Raw genomic sequence first — 14,109 nt, forward strand, 5'->3', positions numbered from 1 at the left:
ACCACGTGAAGCCTGCGGGAAGGGCTTCACATGCACAGTCACGGATCGGCACTTCCATGGTTCCGCCGCCCGCACCACGACTCGATACTCGCTGTGGTGCCGCCGCAAGTCCGCTGCGCAGCGCAACTCCTGCGGTCACCGTTCCCTTTCGACGACCACAAGGATGCGCCATGTCACTCCGATCCACACCGTTGCTGCTGGCCACCGCGTTCGCCGCCGCAGGCCTGAGCCTGGCCGGCACTGCGGCCGCCCACGGCACCATGACCACGCCGGTCAGCCGCGTTTATGCCTGCTTCCAGGGCAATCCCGAGAACCCGACCAATCCGGCCTGTGCCGCCGCCAAGGCGATCGGCGGCTCGCAGGCGTTCTACGACTGGAACGGCATCAACCAGGCCAACGCCAATGGCAACCACCAGGCGGTGGTGCCCGATGGCAAGCTGTGCAGCGGCAACAACCCGACCTTCCGCGGCCTGGACGTGGACCGCAGCGACTGGCAGACCACGCCGATCCAGCCCGATGCGAATGGCAGGTTCACTTTCGTGTTCAAGGCCACCGCGCCGCATGCTACGCGCGACTGGCGCTTCTTCGTCACCCGCGAAGGCTGGCAGCCGGGCAGCCCGTTGCGCTGGGCCGACCTGCAGGAATTCTGCACGCTGGGCAATACTCCGCTGTCGGCCGATGGCACCTACAAGCTGCAGTGCACGCTACCGCAGCGCACCGGCCAGCACGTGATCTACAACATCTGGCAGCGCTCGGATTCGACCGAAGCGTTCTACACCTGCATGGACGTGCGCTTCCAGGGCGGCGGCACCACGCCGGCACCGCAATGGCAGGATGCCGGCCCGGTCACTGCGCGCGGTGACCTGCCGGTCGGCACCACGCTGGCGCTGCGCGTGTTCAACGCCAACGGCAACGATGTCGAGCGCGTGGAGGCCACCCTGGCCAACGGCCAGACCGCCGCGGCACAGTGGCCGCTGGTTCTGGCACGCAAGGTCAATATCGATGCACGGCATGCGCGCCTGGGTGTGCTCAGCAACGGCGTGATCACGCCGACGGCGTCGGCCACCGCCAACCGCGTGTACCTGAAGGATGGCAACCGCTTCCAGCTCGACACGAAGGTGCCGGACCCGGGCACGCCGTCGCCGGGTGGTGATTTCGATCATGTGTACCCGGCCGGTATCGGCAGCTACGTGCCGGGCCAGACCGTGGTGAAGGGCACCGACGGCAAGCTGTACGCCTGCCGCCCGTTCCCGGAAGGTGCCTGGTGCAACGTCAATGCCGATGCCTATCGTCCGGGCACGGGCTACGCTTGGCGGGATGCCTGGATCGCGTACTGAGGCAGGTTCCGGAGGTGGCATGAGGCCGCCTCCGGTACATGAGGGGGTTGCCGGCCAGCGGCCGGCACTACCCGGGCCTATTTGCTGCTGACGTACTTCTCGCGGCGGATCTGCGGGTTGCCCAGGCCAGCCGCCTTGAGCAGCTCGGCGCAGGCATCGACCATGTCCGGGTTGCCGCACAGGTAGGCGATGTCGGTGGCCGGGTCCGGCGAGAAACCGGCCAGGGCCTGCTGCACGTAGCCATGCTGCACGTCCGGGTGCGGATCGGTCGGCAGTTCGCGCGACAGGCACGGCACATAACGGAAGTTCGGGTGCTTTTCGGCGAAGCTGTAGAAATCTTCGCTGTACAGCAGCTCGCCCGGGCTGCGCGCACCCTGCAGCAGCACGATCTGCACGCCACGCTCGGCCATGGCCGTTTCCAGCAGTGGCAGCATCGAGCGGTACGGCGTGACGCCGGTACCGGTGGCGATCAGCAGGTAGCGGGCATTGTGGTCGCCGGGGTTCAGGCAGAAACGGCCGTAAGGGCCGGACGCGCTGACCTGGCCGCCGTGCTCCAGCGCCTCGAACAGCGCCGTGGCGGCACCGCCGGGCACGAAACTGACCGCGATATCCACCGCCTCGCCCGGGCCCAGCGCGTGGTCGTGGATGGTCGCCAGCGAGTAGCTGCGCTTGGTTTCGGTGCCGTCGGCGTAGCTGAAATGGACATGGATGAACTGGCCCGGCTGGAAATCCAGCGGCTGTCCATCGTCACGCACGAACTGGTAGTGGCCGACGGTCGGGGCCAGCATGCGGCGGCCGACCAGCTTGAGGGGGAATTGAACAGGCACGACTTTTCGGGACAGTGTGTAGCCGGGGCAAGCCCTCGGGGTCTTCTATAATAGCCCCTCCCCGCCCCCTCTCCAGCGCCAGCCCATGGGCGCGAAGGCTTCGAGCTTGGCATCCCAGAACGATACGGCGCCCGCCCTGCGCGTGCGCGACCTGCGCAAGACCTACGACAACGGCACCCAGGCCCTGAAGGGCGTTTCCCTGGAAGTGGCCCCGGGCGACTTCTTCGCCCTGCTGGGCCCCAACGGCGCCGGCAAGTCGACCCTGATCGGCATCATCAGCTCCCTGGTCAACCTCAGCGAGGGCCAGGTGGAAGTGTTCGGCAGCGATCTGGTACGCAACCGCAGCGCCACCATGCGCCTGATCGGCCTGGTGCCGCAGGAAATCAACTTCAACCTGTTCGAGAAGCCCTTCGACATCCTGGTGAACTACGCCGGTTTCTACGGCGTGCCGCGCGAGGAAGCTGAAAAGCGCGCCGAAGAGGAACTCAAGCGCGCACACCTGTGGGAAAAGGCGCAGGTGATGAGCCGCACCCTGTCCGGCGGCATGAAGCGTCGGCTGATGATCGCGCGCGCGATGATGACCCGCCCGCGCCTGCTGATCCTGGACGAGCCGACCGCCGGCGTGGACATCGAGATCCGCCGCGACATGTGGCGCGTGCTGAAGGAGATCAATGCCGCCGGCACCACGATCATCCTCACCACGCACTACCTGGAAGAGGCCGAGTATCTGTGCCGCCACCTGGCGATCATCAACCACGGCCAGATCGTCGAGCAGGGCCCGATGCGCGCCCTGCTGGCCAAGCTGGACGTGGAAGGCTTCCTGCTGGACATCGATGGTGAGCTGCCGGCGCAGCTGCCGGTGATCGAAGGCGCGACCCTGACCGCGCCGGACCCGCACACGCTGGACATCGACATGCCGCGCGCCATGGACCTCAACCGCGTGTTCGCCACGCTGAACGAGGCCGGCATCCGCGTGCGTTCGATGCGCACCAAGAGCAACCGCCTGGAGGAGCTGTTCGTGCGCCTCACCGGCAACCTGGAGACCTCCGCATGAGCACCACCGAGCTGACCGACGGCCAGCGCAACCGCGTCGCGCTGATGACCATCGTGCGCCGCGAAGTCGCCCGCATCATGCGCATCTGGGGCCAGACCCTGGTGCCGCCGGCGATCACCATGACCCTGTACTTCCTGATCTTCGGCAACCTGATCGGGTCGCGCGTGGGTGACATGGGCGGCTACAGCTACATGCAGTTCATCGTGCCGGGCCTGGTGATGATGAGCGTGATCCAGAACAGCTACGGCAACATCAGTTCCTCGTTCTTCGGCGCCAAGTTCGGCCGCCACGTGGAAGAACTGCTGGTCAGCCCGATGCCGAACTGGGTGATCCTGTGGGGCTACGTGGCCGGTGCCGTGCTGCGCGGCCTGATGGTGGGCGTGATCGTGCTGATCATCGCGATGTTCTTCACCCCGGTGCGCATCCCGCATCCGATCGTGATGCTGACCACGGTGATCCTGGGCGCGACGATCTTCTCGCTGGCCGGCTTCATCAACGCGGTGTATGCGAAGAAGTTCGATGACGTGGCGATCGTGCCGACCTTCATCCTGACCCCGCTGACCTACCTGGGTGGCGTGTTCTATTCGGTGAAGCTGCTGCCGGGCTGGGCCGAGGCGGCCACCCACGCCAACCCGATCTTCTACATGGTCAACGCGTTCCGCTATGGCCTGCTGGGCAGCAGTGACGTACCGCTGCCGGTGGCCTACGGCCTGATGATCGGATTCGTGGTGGTGCTGACAGCGCTGGCGCTGTGGCTGCTGCGCCGTGGCGTGGGCATGCGCAGCTGAGGGTTGCCTGCAGGGCCTGCGGCCCTGCACCTGCTCAACATCAACATCAACATCAAATGCCTGCATTCCGTGGGATGGCGGGGGGGGCGTAACGGTAGAGCCGGGCAGATGCCCGGCTCTTTTTTACCTGCAATCTCCTGCACAATCGCTGTTCTGATTCCCCCAGAACACGGTGAACCTGCAATGCGCATCCTGATCCTCGGCGCCGGCGGTACCGGCGGTTACTTCGGTGGTCGCCTGGCCCAGGCCGGCGTGGACGTGACCTTCCTCGTGCGCCCCGCCCGCGCAGCGCAGCTGGACCGCGATGGCCTGGTCATCCGCAGCCCGATCGGCGATGCCCGCTTCCCGGTGCAGCACGTCACCGCCGACGCACTGCCCGCGCTCGCCGCGCAGAAGCCGTTCGATCTGGTCATTCTCAGCTGCAAGGCCTACGACCTGGACAGTTCGATCGATGCCATCGCGCCGGCAGTCGGTGCTAACACGACGGTGCTACCGATCCTCAACGGCCTGCACCACTACAACGCTCTGGATCTGCGCTTCGGCCGCGAGGCGGTGCTCGGCGGCCTGTGCTTCATCAGCGCCACCAAGGCGCCCGACGGCGCCGTGCTGCATCTGGGCAAACCAGCCAAGCTCACCTTCGGCGAGCGCGATGGCGGCGCGATCTCCGCGCGCGTGCGTGCCTTCGCCGCCGCCTGCGCACAGGCCAATCTTGATCACCTGGCCAGCGAACGCATCGGCCAGGAACAGTGGGTCAAGTACACCTTCCTGACCGCGCTGGCCGCAGCCACCTGCCTGCTGCGCGCCGATATCGGCACCATCGTCGCTACCCACGATGGCGAGGCGATCGTGCGTGGCTTGTACGACGAGTGCCTGGCCGTCGCCGAGGCCGCCGGTGAACCGATTCCCGACAGCGCGCAGGACACCGCGCGCGGCACCTTGACCCAGGCCGGATCTGCGCTGAAGGCATCGATGCTGCGCGACCTGGAAGCAGGCCAGCAGGTCGAAGCCGAGCAGATCGTCGGCGACATGCTGGCGCGTGCGCGCAAGGCCGACCAGGAAGCCCTGCTGCTGCAGGTTGCCTACAGCAGCCTGCAGGCCTACCAGGCGCTGCGCAGCGCGTGAGCCCCAAGCCGCAGGCCGCTGTGCTGCCAGCGCGGGTGCTGATCCTCGGCCTGGGCTGGAGCGGATGCGTGCTGGCCACGCAGCTGCAGGCGCGCGGCGTGCAGGTTGCGGGGACGGTGCGCGATCCGGCAGCGGCGCCCGACGATGGCCTGCGTCGGCACCGTTTGCAGGCCGACACCGCGCCTTCGCCCGACCTGCTCGATGAGATCGCGCACGCCAACGCCGTGCTGTGCAGCGTACCGCCCGATGCCGAGGGCGATCCTGCCTTGCGCCTGCTGCTGCCCGCCCTGCTGGCCAGCCCTGCACTGCGCTGGGTCGGCTATCTGTCGTCCACTTCGGTGTATGCCGACCGCGCTGGCGGTTGGATCGACGAAACCAGCGCTGCAGATGCCACCGGGGCCATCGGTGTGCAGCGCCTGCTCGCGGAAGCACAGTGGCGTGCACTGGCTGGACAACGCGGCATCGCCTCGGCGGTGTTCCGCCTGCCCGGCCTCTATGGGCCGGAACGCAATGCGCTGCTGCAGCTGTCGCAGGGCCGCGCACGCCATGTGGTTCGCCCCGGCCTGGTGTTCAACCGCCTGCATGTGCAGGATCTTGCCGCGGTCATCATCGCCGCGATGCAGTGCCCTACCGCACAAGGGTTGTACCTGCCCAGTGACGACGAGCCGGCGCCACCGCAGGAGGTGCTGGCCTTCGCTGCACAGCTGGGTGGATTTGCGATGCCGCCCGCCGTGGCCTGGGACGACCCGGTGCTGAGCCCGGCGCTGCGGCGCTTCTACGAAAGCAACAAGCGCATCGACAGCCGTGGCACGCGTGCGGCGCTGGGGTGGCAACCGCGCTTCCCGAGTTACCGTGAAGGCCTGCGCGACCTGCTCCGGTAGTGCCGGCCGCTGGCCGGCAATCGCGCGATGATTGCGGCGTTCATGCTGTTGCCGGCCAGCGGCCGGCACTACCATCAACCGGCGTCGGGCAGCCGGAAGAACGTGCGCGTGGCAGCAGTGGCATTGGCCGCAGTCACCGCAACGTCCTCGCCACGGTCACGTGCCAGTTCTTCCACGATATGCGAGAGGAACATCGGTTCGTTGCGGCGATCCTTCGGCATCGGCTTCAGCGTGCGCGGCAGCAGGTACGGTGCGTCGGTCTCGATCATCAGGCGGTTGGCCGGGATGTTCTTCACCAGTTCGCGCAGGTGCGCGCCACGGCGCTCGTCGCACAGCCAGCCGGTAATGCCGATGTACCAGTCCTGGTCGAGATAGTCGAACAGTTCATCGCGTTCACCGGTGAAGCAATGCACCACCGCCGGGCCGATGCGGCCCTCGAAGTTCTTCATCTGTGCCATGAAATCGGCATGCGCGTCGCGCTGGTGCAGGAACAGCGGCTTTCCATTCTCCGCGGCCAGCTGCAGCTGGCGCTCGAACGCGCGGTGCTGCGCCGGGCGTGGCGAGAAATCACGGAAGTAGTCCAGCCCGCACTCACCCACGGCCACCACTTCCGGGTGAGCATGCAGCGCGCGCAACTCGGCATCGCATTCCTCGGTGTATTCCACCGCATGATGCGGGTGCACGCCGGCGGTGGCATACAGGAAGCCCGGATGCCGCTGCGCCAGCTGCAGGGCCAGCGGCGAGTGCTCGCGGCTGGCACCGGTGATGACCATCTGCACCACGCCGGCCTGGCGCGCGCGGTCCAGCACGGCGTCACGGTCGCGGTCGAAGGAATCGTGGGTCAGGTTGGCGCCGATATCGATCAGGTGCATGGTCATCGCGGGGGAAAAGTGCCCGCGCATTGTACCTGCGCCCGCCGTGGCCCCTTATCCTTTGCACATGAACGCCCCGCTCTTCCCGATTTCCCCGTTGCTGCCGCAGATCCAGCAGCACCTGGCCGCGCAGCCGCGACTGGTGCTGGAAGCCCCGCCCGGCGCCGGCAAGACCACCCAGGTGCCGCTCGCGCTGCTGGATGCGCCGTGGCTGCAGGGCCGGAAGATCATCCTGCTGGAGCCGCGCCGGGTGGCCGCACGCAGTGCCGCGATGTTCATGGCGCGCCAGCTGGGCGAAGAGGTGGGCGGCACCGTCGGCTACCGCATCCGTTTCGAGAACAAGGTTTCGTCGCGCACCCGCATCGAGGTGGTCACCGAAGGCATCCTGACCCGCATGCTGCAGGACGACCCGATGCTGGAAGAGGTCGGTGCGATCCTGTTCGACGAGTTCCACGAGCGTCATCTCAGTGGCGATCTTGGCCTGGCGCTGGCGCTGGACGTGCAGGCCCAGCTGCGCGACGACCTGCGCCTGGTGGTGATGTCGGCCACGCTGGATGGCGAGCGGCTGGCGCGCTTCCTCGATGCACCGCGCCTGAGCAGTGAGGGCCGCAGCTACCCGGTGGCGATCAGCCATTTCCCGGCGCGCCGCGATGAAGCGCTGGAGCTGCAGGTGCGCCGCGCGGTGCAGCAGGCCCTGGCCGAACACCCCGGTGACCTGCTGGTGTTCCTGCCCGGCCAGCGCGAGATCGCGCGGGTGCAGGCTGGCCTGCAGGAATCGCTGGATGCCGGCGTCGAAGTGCTGGCGCTGCACGGTGAACTGCCTGTGGAGCAGCAGGCACGCGTACTGCAGGCCGCCAACGACGGACGCCGCCGCGTGGTGCTGGCGACCAACGTCGCGGAGTCTTCGGTGACGCTGCCCGGCGTGCGCGTGGTGATCGACAGCGGCCAGGCGCGCGAACCGCGGTACGACCCCAACAGCGGCTTCACCCGGCTGGACGTGGTGGCGATCGCGCAGGCCTCGGCCGACCAGCGTGCCGGCCGTGCCGGACGCGTGGCCGAAGGCGTGGCCTGGCGGCTGTGGCCGCAGTCGCAGCGGCTGGAACCGCAGCGCCGCGCCGAGATCGACCAGGTGGAGCTGGCGGGACTGGCACTGGAGCTGGCGGCCTGGGGCAGCAGCGACCTGCGCTTCCTCGATCCGCCACCGGCTGGCCCGATGGGCGCGGCACGCGAACTGCTGCAACGGCTCGGCGCTCTGTCCGGCAGCGGCGCGATCACCGCGCTCGGCCGCCGTGTGCTGGCGCTGGGTACGCACCCGCGCATGGCGGCGATGCTGCTGGCCGCACCAGATGCACGCGCGCAGGCACTGGCGGCGGATCTGGCCGCACTGCTGGAAGCGCGCGATCCACTGCGCCAGGGCGGCGATGCCTTGGCAGCGCGCTGGCGGGCACTGGCTGCATTTCGCGGTGGACGTGCGCCGGCCGACGCCAATCGCAGTGGGCTGGCCGCCATCGATGCCGCCGCCAAGCAGTGGCGCCGACGCCTGCGCTGCGAAACCACACCGCCGGCCAGCATCGAGGCCCATGAGCTGGGCGACCTGCTCGCACACGCCTTCCCTGATCGGATCGGCTTCCAGCACCCCAACGATCCATTGCGCTACCTGCTGGCCAATGGCCGCAGCGCACGCCTGCATGAACTGAGCGACCTGCGCGGCGAACCGTGGCTGGTCGCCAGTGAACTGCGCTTCGAAGCACGCGATGCACTGCTGCTGCGCGCCGCACCGGCGGACGAAGGTGCTCTGCGCCAGGCGTGGCCGGAGCGCTTCGTCACCGAGGATGTGGTGCGCTGGGACGGCGAACGCCGCGCCCTGGTGGCACTGCGCGAGACCCGCTTCGACCGCATCGTGCTGGACAGCCGCTCGGCCGGCCGGGTCGATCCGCAGCACGCCGCACAGGCGCTGACCGACGCGGTGGCCGAGCTCGGCCTGCAGGCGCTGCCGTGGACCGAGGGCCTGCGCCAATGGCAGGCTCGCGTCGAGTCACTGCGGCACTGGATGCCGGAGCTGGGCCTGCCCGATTGCGGCGACGAGGCCCTGCTGGCCAACCGCGCGCAGTGGCTGCAGCCCGCGTTCGCCGGCAAGAGCCGCCTGGATGCGCTGGATGAAGCCAGTTTCGGCGAGGCACTGAAGTCGCCGCTGGAGTGGGCGCAGCGGCAGCTGGTCGAACGCCATGCGCCAATCCGCATCACCGTTCCCTCCGGGTTGGAACGGCCGATCACCTACGCGTTGGACAGCGAAAGTGGCGAGCCGTTGCCACCGGTGCTGGCGGTGAAGCTGCAGGAACTGTTCGGCCTGGCCGACACCCCGCGCATCGCCGATGGCCGCATACCGCTGACCCTGCATCTGCTGTCACCCGGCGGCCGCCCGCTGCAGGTCACCCAGGACCTGCGCAACTTCTGGGAAAACACCTATGCCGAGGTGAAGAAGGAAATGAAGGGGCGTTATCCGCGCCACCCCTGGCCGGATGATCCGTGGACCGCGACCGCGACGCATCGGGCCAAGCCGCGCGGGACCTGAGAGGCGGGGTCGGATCCCATTGCATCGCAATGGGCTCTGACCCCATACATTGCGCTGGGGTCAGAGCCCTTTCCCAACGGAAAGCGATCCGACCCCACCCTGCCTGATCCTGAATGGCTGCGGTAGAGTCACACCACGTGTCACCCCGACTGACATACCGTTTACGGGCAACACGCGACACTGGACTTCGACCCGAGGCAAAGGACCCCCGCATGAGCAAGCTGACCGTAATCACCGACCGCGCTCTGGAGCGCGCCCTGGAGCTGGCCCACACCGCCGGCGATGGCCTGAAGAGCGCCGGTGGCAGCCTGCGCAACGCTGACTGGATCAAGACCGGCGCCGCCATCGGCGCGGTGAAGACCGGTGGCAAGGCAGCGACCAAGTTCGTGCGCCGCAATCCGGCGGTGGCCGTGGCTGCTGCGGCAGTCGGGGTTGGCCTGCTGGGTTATGCGCTGTACCGCAAGCAGCAGAAGAAGAAGGCTGCCAATGGCCAGCTGGTGGACGGCCAGGCGCATCGCATCAGCGCACGCGACCGCCGCAACGCCACCGTCGTGGACGAGCACAGCGATATCGGCAGCGATGCCTGAGGTTGCCCGGGTCAGAGCCCTTCCTGCGGAAGGGGTCTGACCCCGATCCAGGGTCGGATCCCTTCCGCAGGAAGGGCTCTGACCCGTTCAGCCTGTGAGGGCCGGCTACCGGAAGGTATCCGGCCCTTTCCGTTTCAGCCGATCTGCCGCCACTGCCCCGGCTGCAGGTCATCCAGCCGGTACGGCCCCATCGACACCCGCACCAGGCGCAGCGTCGGCAGGTTCACCGCCGCGGTCATCCGCCGCACCTGCCGGTTGCGGCCCTCGCGGATGGTGATCGCCAGCCAGCTGTCCGGCACGGTCTTGCGGAAGCGCACCGGTGGATCGCGCGTCCACAGCGACGGCGCCGGATCGAGGCGTTCGATCTTCGCCGGCAGCGTCGGCCCGTCGTTGAGCACCACACCGTCGCGCAGCTGCTGCAGCTGGTCATCGCTGGGCGTGCCTTCCACCTGCACCCAGTAGGTCTTGTCGGCCTTGTGCCTGGGATCGGTCAGCTTGTGCGCCAGCGTGCCGTTGTCGGTCAGCAGCAGCAGGCCCTCGCTGTCATGGTCGAGCCGGCCAGCGGCATACACGCGCGGCGGCAGACCGAACCCGGCCAGGGTCGGCCGCGGCGGCACGCTGCGGTCGGTGAACTGGCAGAGCACGTTGAAGGGCTTGTTGAAGGCGATCAGCATTGCGGGCACGGCAGGCGACGGACAGCACATTGTCCCACGCCGCGCAGCTTGCTCGCCGGGCGCGGCCCGGCGCTACCGGGCGTCTCCTTGGCGGAGGCTACGGCGGGCTCAGCCGAAGACCTTCCACTCCAGCAGGAACGAGCCCAGCACCAACGCGATGCCACACGCCGCGATGACATTGGCCCGCCGTCGCAGACGGACCGGCGGCGGATTCACGGCACGCGCGCGCTGTTCCAGCAGGATGCCGGCGAACAACACCGCAAAACCCAGCGAGCCCACCAGATCGTGTGCATGACCGCCGTAGAACACGAAATCAATCAGCCGCGTCAGCACCAGCACGGCGACGGCGATGTACAACACCTTTTTCAACAGTCCACTCCATTGGCGGTAGCGCCGGGCCATGCCCGGCGGATACACAGTACGTCCATTGCAGCGCCGCTGCGCTCGCCGGGCGTGGCCCGGCGCTACCCCCTTACGGCTTGATGAAGCGCAGGGTCATGCGGTCGCTTTCGCCGATCGCCTGGTACTTCGCGTCGTCGGCCTTGTCGTGCTGGTTGGTCGGCGGCAGCGTCCACACGCCGTTCGGGTGGTCCTTGGTATCGCGCGGGTTGGCATTGACCTCGCTGCGCGCATCCAGCTTGAAGCCGGCGGCCTCGGCCATCGCGATCACCTGCTGCTGGCCGACATAGCCGGTGTCATCGTCGTCGGCCACATCGGTCTTGGCGCGATGCTCGACCACGCCCAGCACGCCGCCCGGCTTGAGCACGTTGAAGAAGCCCTGGAACATGCCCTGTGCCTGGCCGGCCTTGCGCCAGTTGTGCACGTTGCGGAAGGTCAGCACCACGTCGGCTGAATTGGCCGGGCCGAACACCGGCTTGGCCGGATCGTAGGCCACCACGGCAGTCTTGCCGAACTGCGCAGGTGCAGCGGCGTACTTCTTTTCCAGGCTGTCGCGGCTGCGCTGCTGGTAGTCGCGGCCGCGGCCCTCGGCCACGGCCATCGGATCGACCACGGCGGCGACATAATGGCCCTTGTCATGCAGCAGCGGCGCCAGGATTTCCGAGTACCAGCCGTTGCCCGGGGTGATCTCGATGACGGTCTTTTCCGGAGCCACCCTGAAGAACGACAGCGTCTGCGCCGGATGACGGAAGCCATCGCGCTTGACGTTGTTGGCATCGCGGGTGGGCGCCTTCACCGCCGCATCGATGGCCGGTGAGACCTGGATCTTCGCGGGCGCCACCGTGGCCGGTGCGGCGAACGCGGGAACAGCAGCAAGCAGCGCCGAAGCAAGCAGCAGTCGGCAACCACGCAGGGACGAAGCAGGCATCATCGGGACGACTCCAGCGGAAGATGCGGCGAGACTAGCAGTCGCAGCGTCCCAGGTGTTCACAAAACGTTAGCGGCGTGCGCGTCGCGGAACACTGTTTTGTGGCCGTCGCCGCAGCACGGTCATACAACGCGTTCTATTCTGGAGCACTTCCCCCAAGGAGTCCGTGCCCATGACGGCAACCCGCGAACTGGGCCGTTCCGGCCTGCATGTACGTCCGCTCGCCTTCGGCGGCAACGTGTTCGGCTGGAGCGCCGATGAAAAGGCCAGCTTCGCCCTGCTCGATGCCTTCGTCGATGCCGGCTTCAACCTGATCGATACCGCCGATGTGTATTCGGCCTGGGTACCCGGCAATGCCGGCGGCGAATCGGAAACGCTGATCGGCAAGTGGTTCGCGCGCAGTGGCAAGCGCGACAAGGTGGTGCTGGCGACCAAGGTGGCGAAGTGGGCCGAGCGCCCCGGCCTGACCCCGGACAACATCAATGCGGCGGTCGAGGATTCGCTGCGCCGCCTGCAGACCGACGTCATCGATCTTTACCAGGCCCACGAGGATGACGAGTCGACGCCGCTGGAAGCCACGCTGGCTGCGTTCGGACGCCTGATCGAAGCCGGCAAGGTGCGCGCCATTGGTGCCTCCAACTACAGCGCCACGCGCCTGGCTGATGCGCTGAAGGTCTCCACCGACTACAAGCTGCCGCGTTACGAAACCCTGCAGCCGGAGTACAACCTGTATGACCGAGCCGGCTACGAGAAGGAACTGGAACCGCTGGTGCAGCGCGAACAGATCGGCGTGATCGGTTACTACGCTCTGGCCAGTGGCTTCCTCAGCGGCAAATACCGCACGCCGGCCGATGCAGCCAAGAGCCCGGCGCGTGGCGAGACGGTGGTGAAGCGCTATCTGAACCCGCGCGGCCTGCGCATCCTGCAGGCGCTGGATGACGTGGCCAGCAAGCACGGCGCCAGCGCTGCGCAGATCGCACTGGCCTGGCAGATCGCACGGCCGTCGATCACCGCGCCGATCGTCAGCGCCACCAGCGTCGAACAGCTGCACGATCTGCTGGCGGCGGCGAACGTGTCGTTGAGCGTGCAGGATGTCGCGCAGCTGGATGCCGCCAGCGCCGAAGCGTGAGACCCGGTAGTGCCGGCCGCTGGCCGGCATGACACACACACCGAAGAAAATAATTGAACAAAATGGTTGCGCACGACTAAATCGTGGTTTATCGTGCGCACCTCGTTTCAACAACCACTGGAAACTTCCCTTGAACGCGCATTCCGTCGCCATCGCCAAACTGCTGCCATGCCTGCGCATGGATGGGCTGGCGCGCGCGTTCTGCAAGGAAGTCCAGCTGACAACGGCCTGATACCCGCCCTGCGGAGATCGGCCACCCCGATCTCCGAGGCCTGACGACGCCCTCGGAACGCAAGTCCCGGGGGCGTTTTCGTTTGCGTCGGCACAAGGACCCGCGATGCCAGAACTGCACCCCGCGCGGCGACCCGCCGCTCACTGACCCAGGCTTTTCCCGCCCCGCCGAAGTATTTACTTCGCGCGATCGGCAGCGCCTGGACATTATCTGCATCGCACCAAAACATTATCGCTCGCCGATAATGTCGGTGGCCTGCACCTTCGATTCTCCAACGGTCCCGTTTCCACCACGGGCTGGTGCGCGCGGCGTTGCCGTGGCGTATGCCGGAGGTCGCGGACATGCCATCGCCTGGATCGCCTGCTGGAGGCAGGCGCCGGTTCGCCGGCACGCGGTTCGATTCCGCGCGGTTCACCACTGGATAGCTCAGTAGGGTAGAGCAACGGATCCTGATTCCGTCTGTCGTGGGTTCGACTCCCACTCCAAACCACATGACCTCTCACGTCATGACTTGAAGCAACACCCGGGGCGCAAGCCCCAGCGGCCATCGTCGCCGGTCCTGCGAACGCCTTCGGGCACCACAGGAAGGGCAACGGACCGCACGCCGGGCCTCGGCCTGTCACCACCATCGCTCCCGTTCCGCTCCGGCGCTGTCTGCCGGCAGGAAGGGTAGCGAGGGCGATGACGCACCGCAGGCTCCGCGCGTG

General features: G+C 67.5%; 13 protein-coding genes and 1 tRNA gene. 9 read left to right on the forward strand and 5 right to left on the reverse strand.

Translation table 11 applies throughout. From position 1 onward, the window contains the following. Window positions 1–170 precede the first annotated feature (170 nt). Window positions 171–1,337, forward strand: coding sequence for a lytic polysaccharide monooxygenase (locus QP552_RS20025; RefSeq protein WP_286074504.1), 1,167 nt, complete (start codon window positions 171–173; stop codon window positions 1,335–1,337). A 77-nt stretch (window positions 1,338–1,414) separates the two neighbouring features. Here QP552_RS20025 and QP552_RS20030 read toward each other — a convergent pair whose 3' ends face one another. Then, complete coding sequence (locus QP552_RS20030; RefSeq protein ID WP_286074505.1) at window positions 1,415–2,164, reverse strand: ferredoxin--NADP reductase; 750 nt, start codon at window positions 2,162–2,164, stop codon at window positions 1,415–1,417. Window positions 2,165–2,249: 85 nt separating this feature from the next. Here QP552_RS20030 and QP552_RS20035 point away from each other — a divergent pair, with 85 nt between their 5' ends. The 4 genes from QP552_RS20035 to QP552_RS20050 all read left to right on the forward strand — a co-directional run bounded on the left by QP552_RS20035 (window position 2,250) and on the right by QP552_RS20050 (window position 6,009). Continuing rightward, window positions 2,250–3,218, forward strand: coding sequence for an ABC transporter ATP-binding protein (locus tag QP552_RS20035; protein WP_099551730.1), 969 nt, complete (start codon window positions 2,250–2,252; stop codon window positions 3,216–3,218). Beyond that, entirely contained in the window at window positions 3,215–4,006 is a 792-nt protein-coding gene (locus QP552_RS20040; RefSeq protein ID WP_286074506.1) for an ABC transporter permease, read from the forward strand. Before QP552_RS20035 ends, QP552_RS20040 begins: the two co-directional genes overlap by 4 nt. Before the next feature lie 183 nt (window positions 4,007–4,189). After that, a complete protein-coding gene (panE, locus tag QP552_RS20045) occupies window positions 4,190–5,128 on the forward strand; it encodes a 2-dehydropantoate 2-reductase (RefSeq protein ID WP_111113170.1) in 939 nt (312 codons plus the stop codon). Beyond that, on the forward strand, window positions 5,125–6,009 hold the full coding sequence (locus QP552_RS20050; protein ID WP_111113169.1) for an NAD-dependent epimerase/dehydratase family protein: 885 nt from the start codon (window positions 5,125–5,127) through the stop codon (window positions 6,007–6,009). Before panE ends, QP552_RS20050 begins: the two co-directional genes overlap by 4 nt. 74 nt (window positions 6,010–6,083) lie before the next feature. Here QP552_RS20050 and QP552_RS20055 read toward each other — a convergent pair whose 3' ends face one another. Next, a complete protein-coding gene (locus QP552_RS20055; protein ID WP_111113185.1) occupies window positions 6,084–6,881 on the reverse strand; it encodes a TatD family hydrolase in 798 nt (265 codons plus the stop codon). Between the two features lie 67 nt (window positions 6,882–6,948). On the opposite strand from QP552_RS20055, the gene hrpB reads away from it, so the two are divergent. Further along, window positions 6,949–9,453, forward strand: a complete 2,505-nt coding sequence (hrpB, locus tag QP552_RS20060) for an ATP-dependent helicase HrpB (RefSeq protein WP_286074507.1) — start codon at window positions 6,949–6,951, stop codon at window positions 9,451–9,453. A gap of 212 nt (window positions 9,454–9,665) precedes the next feature. Then, complete coding sequence (locus QP552_RS20065) at window positions 9,666–10,040, forward strand: hypothetical protein (RefSeq protein WP_106550656.1); 375 nt, start codon at window positions 9,666–9,668, stop codon at window positions 10,038–10,040. Between the two features lie 134 nt (window positions 10,041–10,174). Here QP552_RS20065 and QP552_RS20070 read toward each other — a convergent pair whose 3' ends face one another. The 3 genes from QP552_RS20070 to QP552_RS20080 form a co-directional block, all read right to left on the reverse strand. Further along, on the reverse strand, window positions 10,175–10,714 hold the full coding sequence (locus QP552_RS20070; protein ID WP_286074508.1) for a pseudouridine synthase: 540 nt from the start codon (window positions 10,712–10,714) through the stop codon (window positions 10,175–10,177). 108 nt (window positions 10,715–10,822) lie between these two features. Further along, the gene (locus QP552_RS20075; RefSeq protein WP_258394067.1) at window positions 10,823–11,116 is read right to left on the reverse strand and encodes a hypothetical protein; all 294 of its coding nucleotides are present in this window, start codon (window positions 11,114–11,116) and stop codon (window positions 10,823–10,825) included. A 70-nt stretch (window positions 11,117–11,186) separates the two neighbouring features. Continuing rightward, window positions 11,187–12,044 carry a methyltransferase gene (locus QP552_RS20080; RefSeq protein WP_286074509.1) on the reverse strand — a complete coding sequence of 286 codons (858 nt, stop codon included), beginning with the start codon at window positions 12,042–12,044 and terminating at the stop codon, window positions 11,187–11,189. 169 nt (window positions 12,045–12,213) lie between these two features. Here QP552_RS20080 and QP552_RS20085 point away from each other — a divergent pair, with 169 nt between their 5' ends. Next, complete coding sequence (locus QP552_RS20085; RefSeq protein WP_286074510.1) at window positions 12,214–13,170, forward strand: aldo/keto reductase; 957 nt, start codon at window positions 12,214–12,216, stop codon at window positions 13,168–13,170. A gap of 649 nt (window positions 13,171–13,819) precedes the next feature. Beyond that, window positions 13,820–13,892, forward strand: a tRNA-Gln gene (locus QP552_RS20090). Window positions 13,893–14,109: the final 217 nt, after the last annotated feature.

The sequence above is a fragment of the Stenotrophomonas sp. 59 genome, assembly GCF_030291095.1.
Lineage (GTDB): Bacteria > Pseudomonadota > Gammaproteobacteria > Xanthomonadales > Xanthomonadaceae > Stenotrophomonas > Stenotrophomonas maltophilia_Q.